At 60.5% G+C, this 15,874-nt stretch carries 12 protein-coding genes and 1 pseudogene; 9 read left to right on the forward strand and 4 right to left on the reverse strand.

Annotation, left to right across the window (positions count from 1 at the left end; genetic code table 11):
- Window positions 1–30: 30 nt before the first annotated feature.
- Window positions 31–1,038 (reverse strand): ABC transporter substrate-binding protein, encoded by a 1,008-nt coding sequence (locus KRX55_RS04525; RefSeq protein WP_218406607.1) that lies wholly within the window; start codon window positions 1,036–1,038, stop codon window positions 31–33.
- A gap of 86 nt (window positions 1,039–1,124) precedes the next feature.
- Between KRX55_RS04525 and KRX55_RS04530 the strand changes: the two genes are divergently transcribed.
- The 9 genes and pseudogenes from KRX55_RS04530 to KRX55_RS04575 all read left to right on the forward strand — a co-directional run bounded on the left by KRX55_RS04530 (window position 1,125) and on the right by KRX55_RS04575 (window position 12,491).
- A complete protein-coding gene (locus KRX55_RS04530) occupies window positions 1,125–2,159 on the forward strand; it encodes a FecCD family ABC transporter permease (protein WP_218406608.1) in 1,035 nt (344 codons plus the stop codon).
- A gap of 23 nt (window positions 2,160–2,182) precedes the next feature.
- The gene (locus tag KRX55_RS04535; protein WP_218406609.1) at window positions 2,183–3,196 is read left to right on the forward strand and encodes a FecCD family ABC transporter permease; all 1,014 of its coding nucleotides are present in this window, start codon (window positions 2,183–2,185) and stop codon (window positions 3,194–3,196) included.
- Window positions 3,193–4,053 carry an ABC transporter ATP-binding protein gene (locus KRX55_RS04540; protein ID WP_218406610.1) on the forward strand — a complete coding sequence of 287 codons (861 nt, stop codon included), beginning with the start codon at window positions 3,193–3,195 and terminating at the stop codon, window positions 4,051–4,053. The genes KRX55_RS04535 and KRX55_RS04540 overlap by 4 nt, the downstream gene beginning before the upstream one ends.
- A gap of 53 nt (window positions 4,054–4,106) precedes the next feature.
- A pseudogene (locus KRX55_RS04550) lies at window positions 4,107–5,324 on the forward strand (aspartate aminotransferase family protein).
- Between the two features lie 188 nt (window positions 5,325–5,512).
- Window positions 5,513–6,736, forward strand: a complete 1,224-nt coding sequence (locus KRX55_RS04555) for a pyridoxal phosphate-dependent decarboxylase family protein (protein ID WP_255567574.1) — start codon at window positions 5,513–5,515, stop codon at window positions 6,734–6,736.
- The gene (locus KRX55_RS04560; RefSeq protein ID WP_218406613.1) at window positions 6,736–8,049 is read left to right on the forward strand and encodes a lysine N(6)-hydroxylase/L-ornithine N(5)-oxygenase family protein; all 1,314 of its coding nucleotides are present in this window, start codon (window positions 6,736–6,738) and stop codon (window positions 8,047–8,049) included. The genes KRX55_RS04555 and KRX55_RS04560 overlap by 1 nt, the downstream gene beginning before the upstream one ends.
- A 45-nt stretch (window positions 8,050–8,094) precedes the next feature.
- A complete protein-coding gene (locus tag KRX55_RS04565) occupies window positions 8,095–9,909 on the forward strand; it encodes an IucA/IucC family protein (RefSeq protein WP_218406614.1) in 1,815 nt (604 codons plus the stop codon).
- 259 nt (window positions 9,910–10,168) lie between these two features.
- Entirely contained in the window at window positions 10,169–11,218 is a 1,050-nt protein-coding gene (locus KRX55_RS12025; protein WP_218406615.1) for a glutamine synthetase, read from the forward strand.
- Window position 11,219: 1 nt separating this feature from the next.
- Window positions 11,220–12,491, forward strand: coding sequence for an MFS transporter (locus KRX55_RS04575; protein ID WP_218406616.1), 1,272 nt, complete (start codon window positions 11,220–11,222; stop codon window positions 12,489–12,491).
- 271 nt (window positions 12,492–12,762) lie between these two features.
- Here KRX55_RS04575 and KRX55_RS04580 read toward each other — a convergent pair whose 3' ends face one another.
- From KRX55_RS04580 to KRX55_RS04590, 3 genes are all read right to left on the reverse strand, one after another.
- Window positions 12,763–13,305 carry a VanZ family protein gene (locus KRX55_RS04580; protein WP_218406617.1) on the reverse strand — a complete coding sequence of 181 codons (543 nt, stop codon included), beginning with the start codon at window positions 13,303–13,305 and terminating at the stop codon, window positions 12,763–12,765.
- A 103-nt stretch (window positions 13,306–13,408) separates the two neighbouring features.
- On the reverse strand, window positions 13,409–14,440 hold the full coding sequence (locus KRX55_RS04585; protein WP_218406618.1) for a 6-phosphofructokinase: 1,032 nt from the start codon (window positions 14,438–14,440) through the stop codon (window positions 13,409–13,411).
- Between the two features lie 10 nt (window positions 14,441–14,450).
- Window positions 14,451–15,869, reverse strand: a complete 1,419-nt coding sequence (locus KRX55_RS04590) for a DHA2 family efflux MFS transporter permease subunit (protein ID WP_370625749.1) — start codon at window positions 15,867–15,869, stop codon at window positions 14,451–14,453.
- Window positions 15,870–15,874 lie beyond the last annotated feature (5 nt).

The following is a 15,874-nucleotide window of genomic DNA, read 5'->3' on the forward strand; positions in this document are numbered from 1 at the left end:
CAATTCAGCAGAGATTTTTTATCCGTTCACCTAAGACGCCTCGACACCGAAGGCGTTCGCGACGTCATCCAGGACAGCGTTCGCCCCGTAGAGTCCGACAGCACTCATCCAGATTCCATCCTGTTCCTCATGAATCTCACCGTCGAGTTTCTCCCACAGAGGGTTGGCCTTGAAGTCTTCCTTGATGCTCTCGCTCAGACCGTCCTCATCAGCATAAGTGGTGATGAAAATGTGGTCTGCATCCATCAGGTCAATTTGCTCTTCCGAAATCTCGATATTGAACCCGGTTCCAGCGCTTGTCTCGGTTTTTTCAAAACCGAGGTCATTCATTATGACACCAATGTAGGTGTCTTCCTTATAAATTCGGGTGGGACCGTCAACAAACCGTACGACGGAAACGGTGGGATTCCCACCGAGTTTCTCGCGGACTCGATCACCTATGCGCTCCGCGCGCGCCTCGTATTCATCAAGTTTTTCCTTAGCCTCCTCAACACGGTCAGTGGCCCTACCGGTCAACTCGAGGTTTTCCTTCCAAGTCCCACCCGTTTTTTCAGTGAAAACTGTAGGTGCAATCTTCGACAGCTGCGGATAAAGCTCCTCGTGGCGGACCTTCGCCGACAAGATGAGATCTGGCTTCAAAGTAGCGATTCTCTCTAAGTTAGGTTCGCTCAATGTGCCAACCAGTTCAGCATTTTTGGCGTAGACGTCGCCATCTTCACCAAAGTAGTCAGGAATCCCGTCACTGCCGGCAATTTCGGTAAAACCAATCACTTGGAGACCTACCGCGATGGAAGTGTCGAGAACACCTCGGTCAAGCGCCACCACGGTCTGCGGCTGCGAATCGAGTACCGTTTCACCCATTGCGTGCTCAATCGTCTTCGGATAACCCGACGCGTCGTCTGCATTCCCGCCATTGTTGATCTCCTCGACAGCGGTGTTAGTGGCCACGTCGCCACTCGCGGTGTCGTCACCGGAATCACCGCACGCGGTGAGGCAGAGACCTCCCGCAAGAAGCACAGTGGCTACGACTGCAGCCAATCGATCCAGGGGGCGAAAATGTTGAGCAATCAAGTTTCTCTCCTAGCCTTGACACCAGATACAAGGTAATGCTTACCTTGCTTTCTATGTATCCCGCAAGCCTCTACGGAACTTCTGTCACCAAACGGGAAAAACCTGGGAGGGTTTTGGCCCTCCTAGTCGTTCTGTGCGTTTTGATTTCCGCATGTAGCCTCTTTATCGGTAACCGTGAACTCGGCATCGAAGGATGGCTGGATGTCTTCCGAGACAGCCATTCCGTCAGCTCCATTGTCGTCACCGATCTGCGCTTTCCCCGGACTGTGCTCGGGATGTGTGTAGGTATAGCACTGGGTACCGCGGGGGCCCTCATACAGGGCCACACCCGGAACCCCGTTGCGGATCCGGTGTTGCTCGGCATCAGCGCGGGTGCCGGATTCTTCGTTGCCGGCGGCATATTTATCGCCGGTATCGACACCGTCGCAGGCCAGGTGGTTTGTGGGTTGATCGGAGCAACTGCCGCCACAGCCCTCGTCACACTCATTGGCACACAAATCGCCTCCGGCATGTCCTCCCTAACGCTCGTACTCGGCGGTGTCGCCGTCCATGCGGGTTTCACCGCCGCCACGACAGCAATGCTGCTACACAACCAACAAGCCCTAGATACGTACAGGTTTTGGACCGTTGGGGCGATTTCTGGACGGTCCTGGGACATAATTTTGCCAGTCATTCCCATCATCCTGGTTGGACTCACTCTAGCGGCTTTCAATGCCCCGGATCTGAATGCACTGGCACTAGGTGACGAGGTTGCGGGCGGGTTGGGAGCACGGCCTGTCAGGGCGCGTATCATCGGCCTGGCCGCCATCGCTGTTCTCACCGGTGCCGCAGTGGCAGCGGCCGGCCCAATCGGTTTTATCGGTCTGATGTGTGGCGCAATCGGACGAAGGGTGGCCCGCTCGGACTGGCGTTGGACGCTACCGATTGCGGGAACCCTTGGAGTCGCCCTACTCCTCGGCGCCGACATCCTCGGTCGTGTGGTGATGCGGCCGAGCGAAATCGCCGTCGGTATTACCGCCGCCATCGTCGGAGCCCCCTTCTTCATATACATGGTCCGCCATCGTGATCAGGGGACCGATAGCCGATGACGCCATCAATTTCTCAGAGACCGATGCCACGAGCGATCACGTCCTGTGGAGCTCCCCTGCTGCTCCTGCTCTTAGTCGCGGTCGCGGGCATTCTGGGTATCACTGTCGGCCAAACCCCAATGACTCTCGGCGACGCCATCGGCGGTTTGTTCGGAACGGCAGACGGCCCAACAACTCTGATCGTCCGAGAGCTACGTGTGCCGCGTATAGCGGCCGCCGCAGTCATCGGAACTGCACTTGGACTATCAGGGGCGCTGCTGCAATCGATTTCTCGTAACCCGTTGGCCAGCCCCGATGTGCTCGGTATTACCACCGGCGCGGGCACCGCGGCTGTGACCGTCATCGTCCTGGGCGGTGAATACGGCGGTGCCTCCGGAATGTTGGCCCACATCGGACTACCACTGGCGGCACTTGCAGGAGCCCTCGCCACAGTCATTTGCGTCGGAGTTCTGGCCCGTGGTCGCGAGATCATCAAACTCCTCCTCATCGGAGTCGGTATACAGGCCATGCTCGCATCGGTAACGTCTTGGCTACTGATCAAGGCATCCATTGTCGATGCCGGACGTGCGATCGTCTGGCTCACAGGATCGCTGAACGGAAGTAACTGGCTGACATCAGCTCCAGTGGCCGTTGCGCTAGTAATCGGGCTGCCTACCGCGGGAGTGCTCGCCCGGCCGCTGCGTGTTCACGCCCTCGGTGCGGACGTTGCCGTGGGGCTCGGTGCCCGGCTCACCACAGAACGAGTGGTCGCAGTGGGCGCATGCGTCATACTCGCGGCCACCGCCACAGCCGCTGCAGGACCCATTTCTTTTGTCGCTCTCGGTGCACCACAAATCGCGAAGCGACTGTGGCGCCTCGAAAGTCCGCCATTGTTCGGGGCGGCTCTCACCGGCACCGCCATCACCCTGTGGGCCGACTGGATCGGTCGCGTCGCAGGCGGTGACGTCACTGTTCCCGTTGGCGTAGTAACTGCTGCCCTAGGTGCTCCGCTACTGATCTACCTGATCGCTGACTCACGGAAGGACAATCGACTGTGACCCACCGTCTAACAACGTCACACCTTACTCTCGGCTACGGCGCGGAACCGATCGTCGATAGGTTCGATTCCGCCATCGAAGACGGTGTCGTCACCGGAATCATAGGCCCAAATGGCTGCGGAAAGTCCACCTTGCTCAAGGGACTGGGCCGTCTACTCACCCCGGTTTCTGGCTCGGCACTTCTCGACGGTCGGCCGATACACTTGATTCCCACCCGGGAAGTCGCCCGCACGCTCGCAATCTTGCCCCAGTCCCCTATCGCCCCCGATGAAATCACGGTTCGGGACCTGGTTGGACGGGGCCGCCACCCGCACCGTGGATTCTTCAGCGGCCCCACGTCCGCCGACCGTGATGCCGTATCGGAAGCACTGGCCCGCACCCGACTAGAAGACCTCGGTGACGTCGCCGTAAATCACCTGTCAGGAGGGCAGAGACAGCGTGCATGGCTCGCGATGGTACTCGCTCAACAGCCTGACATCCTGCTTCTCGATGAACCGACATCACACCTGGACCTAGTGCACCAAATGCAGGTGCTGCGTCTAATCAGGGAACTATCCGCCACGGGGACCACGGTTGTGGTGGTCCTTCACGATCTTGCCCTCGCCGCACGCTTTTCCGACCGTCTCATCGCCATGAGGGACGGGAGGCTCGTTGCGCAGGGAGAAACCCATGAGATCTTCACAGCAGGCCTGCTTGAGTCCACCTTCGGGCTCCGTGCCCGGGTCTTCATCGACCCCGATACCGATCTACCGGTGGTTTTGCCCCTTGATGTTACAGCCAGGGTGCTGCCACCAAACGATAAACCGCCATACCCCACACGGAAGGTAATCACAAAATGCACCAGCAAACGGATCTAAAAACACAAGAACTTACCGAATCAGCCGCACGTTATTACCCCAGGGTGCTGCCGATGGTGATCGACACCGCCCAAGGCAGCTGGGTTACTGCCACCGATGGGCGCCGATACCTCGACTTCCTGGCGGGAGCTGGAACACTCGCCCTCGGACACAACCATCCCGAAGTTACTGCTGCCCTGCGCGCCACACTCGACCGTGGCGCTCCACTACACACCCTCGACTTTTTCACACCCGAAAAAAGCACCTTCATAGAACAGTTGCGGTCCGCCCTCCCCGGTGACCTCGGACAGAATGGAAAGCTGCACTTCTGAAGCCCCTCGGGTACAGATGCCGTCGAGGCGGCTCTGAAGCTTGCCCGACGCGTGACCGGACGCAGCACAGTGATAGCCTTCACCGGTGCCTACCACGGTATGTCTGCGGGAGCCGCCGGGGTGTCCGCTTCCCCTGGCATGCGCACCGGTGTTCCGGTGGAATCACAGCCGGTCGTCCGAATGCCGTTCTCCTGCAACGAAACCAACGGGCAGGAGGTACTTAAGACCGTTTCTGATCTCGTGGATGATCCCAAAAGTGGCATAGAGCTACCGGCAGCGGTGATCATCGAGCCGATCCAGGGAGAGGGTGGCGTTAACGTCGCTCCGGACGGGTTTTACACTGCCTTGTACGAGTTCGCCACACAACGCTCGATCATCGTCATCGCCGATGAAATTCAATGCGGTGTCGGGCACAGCGGGAACATGTGGGCGAGCGAGTATGCCGACGTGGTCCCTGACATTCTGGTGATGTCCAAGGCCCTCGGCGGGAGCCTACCTCTTGCTGTCATCGCTTATGCGGAACGGCTTGATACCTGGCCCCCCGGAGCTCACACGGGTACCTTCCGTGGAACCACGTTGGCGATGGCTGCTGGGGCTGCCACACTGCGGGTTATCGAGGAAGACCAACTTGTTTCACGGGCTGCGGCAACAGGCTCCCAGTTCAAGGACCGACTGAGCAGACTGGTAGAACGTGGACTCGCGGCCGATGTCCGGGGTCGCGGGTTGATGCTCGGGATCAATGCGGGGACTGGCGAACGCGCCGGACGGGTCCGAGACTCCGCGTTTACGGCCGGCCTCATGCTGGAAACCGGTGGCCGTAACGGTGAAATCGTCCGGCGTCTGCCACCGTTGAACACCACAGACGCGGACTTCGATCTGGCCGGGTCGATCCTTGAGCAGTCGTTTAGCGATTGCGGCCAGTGCCCAGAGCCCAGCTGGCCGACAGGGAGTGAATGCTAATGAGTAACGAAGCATTCAACTTCGCGAGGGGCCCAGCATTGAAGGAGGCCGTAGGTCAATCGCTCCGCATCGTCGATTCTGCAGTCAAGGGTGCTGCGCCGGCGGGCTCTCCAAGAGAGCATGACCGCCGGCTGAGGACCACATTGAGGGGAATCACCGACGGTTACGGAATAGGCAGGCAACGCGCTATGGAGTCCGTGCTCGGTGCTGCCGCAGCCGGTTCCGTCAACCCTGCAGCTCCCACCTGCACGGCTCATCTACATTGTGCGCCCACCGCGGTGGCCGCAGCATCCGACCTGGTGATCAGCACATTGAACCACTCCATGGATTCCTGGGATCAAGCTCCAGCAGCGAGCATCATCGAGCTGGTCGCAGCGGAGATCCTATCCAGTATCACGTACCCGAACCGCAAAAAGGCCGATACTCTTTTCACTGGGGGTGCGACGGAATCGACTTTGGTGTCGATGCTCGCAGCCCGGGAGAGTTTCAGTCAGTCACCGGTGTTGGTGTGCGGTGACAATGCCCACCACAGCGTCACGCGCGCAGCTTGGATGCTGGGGTTTGAAAAACCTGTCGTCATTCCGACAACTGATGGCAGACTTACCGGCAACGCTGTCGCAGATGTACTACGCAGTGTCAGTGGGCCTGCTGTAGTAAACGCGACGGCGGGAACTACCAACTTCGGAGCAATTGACGAGCTACCGGAGATAGCGAGTGCCGCGCGCGAGGTGGGCGCCTGGCTCCATCTCGATGCTGCTTACGGGGGTGCGCTGCTATTCAGTGGCACTCACCAGCACCGCCTGTACGGTCACGAACTTTTCGACAGCACTGCTTTCGACCTGCATAAGCTCGGATGGCAACCGATTGGTTCTGGGCTGGCAAGCTTCGCCGATAGAGAAACCGTCAAGCCCCTCCACTTAACGGCCGACTATCTCAACGCGGTGGACGACACCGAGCACGGAGTACCCGACATGCTCGGAAGATCGATCAGGACCTCCCGGCGCGCCGACGCCGTCCGTGTCCTGACATGTTTGGCGGAAACCGGACGGGATGGACTCGGTGAATTGGTTGACACCTGTGTGGATACGGCGAACCAATTCCATACTCTCGTCGGTGACGATGAGCGATTCGACGTTGCCGGAACGGGTCCCGGCATTACGACAGTTGCCTTCCGGCCACACCGATCCGAATCCACTCCGTCGGAGGACCACTCCCGACGTGTAGCGGAGTTGCGCCGGCGTCTCGCGGCTGACGGTTCCGTCATCCTCGGACGGGCTGCCCCACCCAGTTCACCGCGCGGTGATTGCTGGCTGAAGGCAACCGTCCTCAATCCACTAACCACGAGAGCCCAGCTGTCCGCACTCCTGGATACCGTTGCGGAAGCTTGGGCGCGACTCCCTGGAGAATTATAATGAAGCACTTCGATCTCGTCGGCGTCGGGGTGGGGCCGTTCAATCTTTCCACTGCTGCCCTGTGCGACAGCCATGGTGTGAACTCGCTTTTTCTGGACCGGAACCCCGGCTTCGACTGGCATCCCGGAATGATGATTGACAATGCGAAGATGCAGGTACCGTTCCTGGCTGACCTCGTCAGTCTCGCGGAACCAGCGCATGAGCTATCGTTCCTATCGTATCTCCACTCCCACTCCCGTCTTTTCCATTTCTACTTCCACGAGGACATCTACCCAACACGCCGGGAGTATGTGGACTACTGCCAGTGGGTCACACGGCAACTCTCGAATCTCCGCTTCGGCGCCGAAGTAACACGTATCAGCCCAGCCCCAGGTGGTGGGTTCACCGTGGAGTACTCCTATGCCGGCGACTGCACCACGGTCCACGCATCTCACGTCGTGCTTGGGGTGGGCACAGAACCAACAATCACTCTGCCATTTAGCGAACGCGCCGCAAGCAATACCGGGAATCTTGAGCGCCATATCTGCCACTCAGGTGACTACCTCACACGGGTGGATGAGATCTCGGCAGCCAAACACGTCTGTGTAGTCGGATCCGGACAGTCCGGTGCCGAGGTATTCCTGGACCAGCTACGCAGGCGGCCCGCCGGCAATGAACGGCTCACGTGGCTCACTCGCAGCCCGGCTATCGCCCCAATGGAACACTCCAAACTCGGGCTTGAGCACTTCACACCCGAATACATGGCCTACTTTCAGACCCTTCCGGAATCCGCCCGCCACAGGCTCTTCGCCGAACAGTGGCAGTTGTACAAGGCCATCAGCGACTTAACCATTAGTAATATCTTCGATGAACTATACCGACGCAGTGTCTGCGACAGCCCGGACGTCCACATTCATCCGGCAACAACCGTCACCGAGGTTGACTTCCACGATGGTTCGATCCAGATTTGGGCACGGGACAACGACGATCCCCGAGTGTCAGCGGCTTTTGACGCCGACTTCGTTATCGCCGCGACCGGTTACCGTCCACGGAATTTTTCTGAGTTGTTGTTCGGAATTGAATTCTCCACGGATTCGGTTGGTGCGCCACGAGTCGATAGCCACCACCGGTTGCGTCTCAGTACAGAAGTGACAGGGAACATTTACACCCACAACGTCGAACACTCCACCCACGGCGTCGGCACACCCGACCTCGGACTGACGGCATGGCGTTCGTTACGCATAATCACCGACATCACCGGTGGCGACATCAGTGGAAGCAACCGCGGAGGTGCTTTCATCTCCTTCGAGTTGTCCGGTGACGGGCGAGTCTGACCATCAAAATTCCACATTCACTCGTAACGAAGAGAGGAACCGACAATGCTCAGCACGTACACCGCTGATGGTTGGCGCCGGGCAGATATCCAACTCTGCGCCAAATTCATCGCGGAACTCTCCCTTGAAGGCGTGATACCAGTATCCCTAACCGACGAACAACCTGCATTCTCTGGACCCGGTGTGTCCCGTTACCAGGCAGCTATCGGTGAAGCCCGTTACGCCTTTGACGGTCGGCCGACCGCCTGCGGCGGATGGACGATTCGCAACGAATCGGTTGTGAGAATCGATGACGCGGGCAATGCACAGCCGCCAACCAGCCACCAGCTGTGCATAGATTTGAGACCTGCACTATCAGTGGACGGTGCCCGCTTCGCAGACATACTCGCCGAGCTGAACAATACCCTCATTGCGGAGGCGCAGCGTCTATCCAACCCACCGACGGTTTCCGCCGTTGTAGACATGGACTACGACACCGCCGATGGTTACTTGCCCGGCCATCCCCGAATCGTCATCAACAAAGGACGGGTGGGATTCGGGGATAAAGCACGCGCCGAATACTCACCGGAGACCCACAGGCCTTTTCAATTGCGGTGGATTGCGGTGAGCAGCCAGTTTGCCCGCTTCTCGCACACTTCTGGCATGAACCAGGAGCAATTCCTGCGTGGGGAGATCGGAGATGGGGCTTGGGAGCTTATGATTCCTAGACTGCCAGCGGGCACAGATGCCGGTGACTACGTTTTCGTGCCGGTGCATCCTTGGCAATGGGATTCTGTGATCACGGGTTGGTACGCACACCATCTCGCCGTCGGTGAAGTCGTCGACCTCGGTGAAATCGGAGACTGTTATCTGCCACATCAGACCGTACGGACGCTGGCGAATGTGAGTAGCCCCGGACGATCGGATCTAAAGACGGCGTGCTCGGTCCGAAACACCCTCGTCTATCGGGGGCTCGACATGGACACCACCGAAACCGCACCCGAACTGACACGGTGGATACTGTCCGTCGACGAAGCCGATGACAAACTCGGAACAACGTACCCGCTGGGGTTGATCGGTGAGATTGCGTCTGTATCAGTTCGCCACCCCACTCTAGCCGCTATTGACGACTTACCGTACCGGTTCTACGAAACACTCGGAGCCTTGTGGCGGCCAAATGTTCGGAATTTCATCACCAGCAGCGAACACGCGGTTTCGATGGCCTTGCTGCCACTGATCGATGACGGTCACAGTGCCGTGGCAGAGATCATCTCCCGGTCCGGAGTCGACCCAAGGAAGTGGTTCGAACGGCTCTGGACAATCATCCTGGAACCGCTTCTGTACTGGTACTATGCCTACGGCGTGGCTTTCTGCCCACACTCCCAGAATCTCATTCTTGTTCTAGACGATACGTGGTCGCCCAAACGCATGCTCATCAAGGACTTTGCCCAGGGGGTCGATCTCGTAGAAGCAGCTAACGGTGGGAAATTCGCCGCACACGAAAAGCTGCGCGAACCCGTAGCGAGCCACGTTCTAAAATGGCCCCCACACCTCATGGTCCAGGCCTTCTTCTCCTCGATATTCGCCGGCCAGGTCCGATTTCTGGCAGAAATCGCCTACGACGAACTAGGCATCCCTCCCCACGAGATGTGGGAGATGGTGCGCAGAATCGTCAACCGCTTCCACGAAACCAAGCCAGAAATCGTCGCCAATATCGGCCACGCCTATTTCTATGAAGAAACTGTCGAGCGGGTATGCCTCAACCGCGAACACCTTTCGGGTGTCGCTTTTGAAAGGGTCGAACGCGACGAGGAGTTCGATGTACGGGAAGGGCGGCTCATTAACCCAGTCGCCAGTCCAGATCCGGAGGGACTGTGGTAAACCACCGGACCAAGGAGCCCACACTCGCTGAACGCCGAGACATCGGTGTAGTCAACAGAAACCGGTGGCACGCCAATCCTGCCGCCCGCATGAGGATTTTCTTCCCCGATATACACCGGCGCCTCGCCTCGTCTGTCGACCCGGTGGGAAATCTCGTAGCAGTGAGACCGTGGGCCTATGCGATTACCTGACACGGTGGGATGTATCGAGGCAAGGCCCGCTGCCAGGACTCGGCAGGGACGACGATACATACGGTGACATGCGAGTAACGCCCGATTGGTACTCGGCACGGCCCGACAGCGACGACAAAGACTTAGTCTGGGTACCGGGTAACGTCGATGCCCCGTCCGCACCCCGGACAGTGCTTGCGCGCCAACTTAAAGAACTCGAGAATATCGGTCTGATACCTTCTGTGGGGATCGAAAACGAGTTCACTCTCTTTGGCCCCCCTCACACCGCAGCCGCGTCTTCCGGGGCACCCGCCACCACTGTAGGAGGGGACTACGGGCTTGGCCAGACCACAGAACTCCATGCCCTACTCAGCGACGTGGCAGAGCGAGCCTCACATGCGTCGCTGGCTATCGACAACTACCGCTGCGAATGTCACCCCGGGCAGTGCGAGATCGTGCTCCGCCACTCTGACGCCCTCACCGCCTGCGACGATGCCCTAATTTTGCAACACATTGTGCGACGTACTGCTACGCAACGCGGATACACGGCAAGCTACCTCGCCGCACCTGCTACAAGGGAAGGAAACTCCTGTCACGTCCACATTTCCCTGTCCCCGGCAACCGACGATGGAAACTACAGCAGGAACGTGGAACTTCTCGAGTCCTTTGTTGCCGGCATTGTCGAAATGCTCCCCTCCCTTGGACCAGTATTCTCTCCAACCGTCAACGGTTGGACCCGACTCAGAACTGCCCCCTTCGCACCAAATGCTGCAACCTGGGGTGTCGATGACCGCACCGCGGCGGTGCGCCTGATCGGAATAAGCACCGGCGAACCACGATGCGAAGTCCGTATCGCAGGGGCAGACAGTCAACCCCACCTGCTAGTGGCGGGATTACTCGCCAGCGGTCGTTGGGGCATCACCTCCGAACGCGTCCTCGCTGGACCTAGTGGCAGCGGCCAACCCATTCCACAAACACCGGAACAGGGGCTCGAGGCATGGAAGGGAAACCGAACCCTCACCGAACTGCTCGGACGAGAATTGGTCGAGACTATCTCGTGTGCTGCTTCCGCGGCAATCGACGACCGGTTAAACGCGGTCACCGACCACGATTATGCCCGTGACCAGGAGCGCAGTTGATATGTCACGGATCATTCCCCGAAACGGCAGTAGCGCCTTGGCGCAATCAATGACTGCGGCAACCGCGAGACTTAGAAGCCGCTATCAAAACTTCCGCGAGGTCGCCAACAAACCCGGATTGAAAACCCTGATCATCTGGAGTTTCCCTGCCCGCCTCCACTTATCGGCCTCCGTCGTAGCCCTGTTGCTCGTCGCTTCTGATGAATTGTCGTCAGTAGCGGCTGCGGGCACGGTCACCGGACTTTTTGTCCTGGGACAGGGAGCCTCGGGGCCGCTCAGGGGACGGATGATCGACAGGCACAACGCTGCCACCCCGCTTGTTGTGTTCTCCGGCATCTACGGTACGGGCCTCACCGCCCTCGCCTACTTGCCATTGCATTCAGTGTCCACACTGGGCTTCGCAGCCTTCGCAACAGGGTTACTGTGCCCACCGACGACACAAGCGGTAAGAGCAAAAATCGGCCAGCTGATACCAGCCGAACACCGGAAACAGGCCTTTTCGCTGCAGTCGGTCGTCAACGAACTGGTGCTGGTGAGCGGCCCGGGACTGGTTGCTTTCGCCGTACTGGTCCACGGCCCTGGGTTGGCACTCGCGGCTTGTGGTGCAGTGGCCGTGGTGGGTGGTACCGGCCTGGCAGCCGCCTGCGTGCGCGTCGGAGTCAACTACCCCCCGGAAATCGGTGAACAACAGACTTCACCAAGGCGACTCAATGCCGGGGTATGGGCCCTAATCGGGGTGGTCGCAGTGCTAATTGCCGCTTTTACGATGGTTGATCTCACCTTGGTGCTGTGGTCTCGTGCGACCGGTAACCCGGAGCTAGGGGGTGTTCTCATCGCAGTGTGGGCCATCGGTAGCGTTATCGGCGGAATTAGCGGATCCACTGACACCGGGACTGCGTTACTATGGACCAAAGTGGCGGGCATCGCTGCAACTACCATGCCATTGGCCATCCTGTGGGCTGTAGTTGATTCCCCGCAGACGCTGGTGATCGCCGTCATTCTCCTAATCAACGGCTATACGATTCCGACCACATTGGCTGCGCTGTACAGCCGGATATCGGAGTTCTCAGGCAATTCTGCCGGAAGTGCCTTCGGTTGGCAGGCCGCCGCCTGCACCGCATCCGGAGCGGCGGCAAACACCGCGGGCGGTGTAATCTTTGAATCTGTTGGCGCGGTCGGTGGGGCGAGTTTTGCTGTGGCTTGTACAACGGTTGCCGCAGTAGTTCTTGTCCTCTTGGAGCTCGCAGGAAAAGGTGCGGCTCCCGGTGTCTAGTTGTACTCGACCAGGGTGTCGGTGACGCTGGCTGCTGAAGATAAGGACCATATGTCCTACCTCCACGAGCTGGGCCCGGTGACCGGGGTGGCGACCCACACTGATGTGAAGTAGGTCACGCGGACCTCCGAGAGGTGAGCGGAAGCTCCACGACCGCGGCCTGATCACCCGCAGGCGCGAGATCCGTACGCACTGCCCCTGGCAGAACAGCAACGTCGAACGGTTCAACCAGAGCATCATGATGGTCGAGTACACCCGGACCGCCGGCGGCTCAGATCCGTCCGGGGTTCGGTCCGAGTGCGAGCAGGAGGAAGATGATCAGCACGAACACCACGGAGACACCGATGATGAGTCCATCCCGGTGCGGGCTGTACCGGTCGGCGAACCACGCACCGGCCGCGGCTCCGGCGGTGTTGAGCATGAGGTCGTCGACATCCGAGTACCCGACCGCGAAGATGAACTGGAGTGTCTCGATGAGCAGACTCAGACCGAGACCGGTCAGTGCGGTCCGTTTGATCCGGTCGGCCCGATCCCGGAGCAGGAGGCACACCAGTGCACCGAAGGGAAGGAACAGGGCGATGTTTCCCGCGATGTTGAGGGGCGGGCCGTACCAGACATGGGCGGTGAACAACTCACCGAAGGGGATCAGCCGGATGTCCCGGATCCGGTGGGCGGCGGTGGACCAGAGGCCCGCGATGACGAAGATGAACTTGAACAGGGTCAGGACCGTGATGACGGCGATGTTGAGCGCCAGCGCGACCACGATGTGGCGGCGTTCGACCGGCAGACTCTCTGTGGGGGTCACGGAGGGCATGGGGCCACAGTGTAACCACCGCACCTTGAAGGACCCTGTGAATCGTCAGCACCCGGCGGGACGATGTTCCCTCCGGGGCGCTGACGGGGATGTTGACGGTTTCTCAGCCGAACAGCGCCTGGGCGGTGCGGTAGCGTCCCTCCGGCACGCGCTTGAGCGTCCCGACGGCCTCCTCGAGGCCGATGAGGTTGATGTGCTCCCCCTTGAGGGCGACGACCTTGCCGAAGTCTCCCGTGTGGCAGGCGCGTGCGGCGTGCACACCGTAGCGGGTGGCCAGAACCCTGTCGTAGGCGGTCGGGGTTCCACCACGCTGGATGTGTCCGAGCACCGTGGTCCGGACGTCGTGCCCGGCGCGGGCCTGGATCTCGTCGGCGATCTGCTGCCCCATACCGGTGAAGATCTCGTGGCCGAACTGGTCCACTCCCCCGGACTTGAGCTCCATCGTCCCTTCCTTGGGCATGGCACCCTCGGCGACGACGACGATGCCGTACTTCTCGCCCATCTGGAAGCGACGCTCCATGGCCTTGCAGATTTCGGCGATGTCGAAGGGCTGCTCGGGGATCACGATGTAGTGGGCGCCGCCGGCCATGCCGGCGTGGAGCGCGATCCAGCCGACGTGGCGGCCCATGACCTCGACGATCATGACCCGGTTGTGGGACTCGGCGGTGGTGTGCAGCCGGTCGATCGCGTCGGTGGCCACGGAGACGGCGGTGTCGAAGCCGAAGGTGTAGTCGGTGCCGTTGACGTCGTTGTCGATGGTCTTCGGGACACCGACGACCGGGATCCCGTTGTCGGAGAGCCACTTGGCACCCTTGAGTGTGCCCTCACCGCCGATCGGGATGAGGGCGTCGATTCCGGCGTCGGCGAGATTCGCCTTGATCTGGTCGAGCCCGCTCTTGAACCGGTCCGGGTGCAGTCGACCCGTACCGAGGATCGTGCCGCCCCGGAGGAGGATCCGGTCGATCGACTCATCGTCGTAGAGCTGGACACGGCGGTCCTCCATGAGACCAACCCAACCGTCCTGGTAGCCGACGACAGTTGAGCCGTAGTCCGAACTGGCGGTGCGGACGATACCGCGGATGACAGCGTTGAGGCCGGGGCAGTCGCCGCCGGAGGTCAGTGTCGCAATTCGCATGTGCCCCATCCTAGTCTGCCGAGCAGACGGATGCCCGTTCGGAAGTTGACCTGAAGAAGGAAACGGACACAAAACCAAGGAAAAGTACGCACGCGGTAATGATGACGGCGTCACCCATGGCGTTGCCGATCGACGTTCGCGCAGCTCCGATCTGCATCGCGGCGCCGACGGCCGCGGCACCGATCACCGATCCGACCTGACGTGTGGTGTTGTACACACCCGAGGCCGCCCCTATCCGCTGCGGCGGCAGATCGCGCATCGCGGTCGCGGAGTTCGGCGACCAGATGAATCCGTGCCCGACGCCCATGAGCAGGACCGGGACGAGGATCCACCAGACGGACACCCCGTCACGCATCACGGCCGCGAGCATCCCGACCGCCGCGGTCATGGCACCGAATCCGATCATCGACAGGGTCCGCGGATGGACACGGTCGGCCAGCCGGCCGACGAACGGTGAGAGGACCCCCGAGATCACGGCGGTGGGAACGAGCATGAGCCCGGATTTCTCCGCGCTCATCCCGAGCCCGTCCTGCAGGTAGATCATCATGGGCAGCGCGATGGAGGCGACGGCGAAGCCCATCGTCGCGATGGAGAACGCCCCGATGGAGAAGTTCCGGTTGCGGAAGATGGCCAGCGGGACGAGGGGATCCGCGCCCTTCTCCCCCGCCGTGTGCTGCCGGCGCAGGAAGAACGCCAGGGAGACGAGGCCACCGACGAACACGAACCAGATCCACGTCGGCCAGTGCAGTTTCGGCCCCTGCTGCATCGCGTAGACCACGCCGAACACGGCGAGCAGGGAAAGCAGGACGCTGAGCCCGTCCACCCGACGCGTGACCGTGGGCATGGACGGCACCCATCTCACAACCATCACCAGACTCAGCACACCGAAGGGGATGTTGATGAAGAAGATCCACTGCCAGCCGAGGGTGCCTGTGATGAGGCCACCGAGGAGGGGCCCCGCGAGGGATGCGAATCCGGCCACCGCACCCCAGATCCCCATGGCGGCGCCCCGGCGTTCCCGGGCGAAGATCCGGTTGATCACGCTCATCGTCTGCGGGGTGAGTATCGACGCGCCGAGCCCCTGTACGGCGCGCGCGGCGATCAGCCACTCGATGCCCGGCGCGAGTCCGCAGGCCAGTGAGGAGAGGGTGAAGATGACCATGCCGACGAGATAGACGTTGCGTTGCCCGTACCGGTCGCCGAGACGCCCGGTGACCAGCAGCGGAACCGCGAAGGTGATGAGGTAGACGGAGGTCACCCAGACGACGGCGTTGAGAGAGGCCCCGAGTTCGGTCTGGAACTGCGGCGTCGCCACGGCCACGACAGTCTGGTCGAGGAGGATCATGAAGAACCCGATGCACAGGGCGGCGAGGGCACGCCAGGCCTGTTTCTCGGGCAGGACGGGGGATGCTGGTCGGATGTCGGTCACCGATC

Source organism: Corynebacterium sp. TAE3-ERU16, from assembly GCF_019209935.1.
In the GTDB taxonomy this organism is placed as follows: domain Bacteria; phylum Actinomycetota; class Actinomycetes; order Mycobacteriales; family Mycobacteriaceae; genus Corynebacterium; species Corynebacterium antarcticum.

Bases quoted from the DNA above. Each gene is read 5' to 3' on its own strand.
- KRX55_RS04530 (WP_218406608.1), top strand. From the start codon at position 1,125: ATGTATCCCGCAAGCCTCTACGGAACTTCTGTCACCAAACGGGAAAAA.
- KRX55_RS04535 (WP_218406609.1), top strand. From the start codon at position 2,183: ATGCCACGAGCGATCACGTCCTGTGGAGCTCCCCTGCTGCTCCTGCTC.
- KRX55_RS04555 (WP_255567574.1), top strand. From the start codon at position 5,513: ATGGAGTCCGTGCTCGGTGCTGCCGCAGCCGGTTCCGTCAACCCTGCA.
- KRX55_RS04560 (WP_218406613.1), top strand. From the start codon at position 6,736: ATGAAGCACTTCGATCTCGTCGGCGTCGGGGTGGGGCCGTTCAATCTT.
- KRX55_RS04565 (WP_218406614.1), top strand. From the start codon at position 8,095: ATGCTCAGCACGTACACCGCTGATGGTTGGCGCCGGGCAGATATCCAA.
- KRX55_RS12025 (WP_218406615.1), top strand. From the start codon at position 10,169: ATGCGAGTAACGCCCGATTGGTACTCGGCACGGCCCGACAGCGACGAC.
- KRX55_RS04575 (WP_218406616.1), top strand. From the start codon at position 11,220: ATGTCACGGATCATTCCCCGAAACGGCAGTAGCGCCTTGGCGCAATCA.
- KRX55_RS04580 (WP_218406617.1), bottom strand. From the start codon at position 13,305: ATGCCCTCCGTGACCCCCACAGAGAGTCTGCCGGTCGAACGCCGCCAC.
- KRX55_RS04585 (WP_218406618.1), bottom strand. From the start codon at position 14,440: ATGCGAATTGCGACACTGACCTCCGGCGGCGACTGCCCCGGCCTCAAC.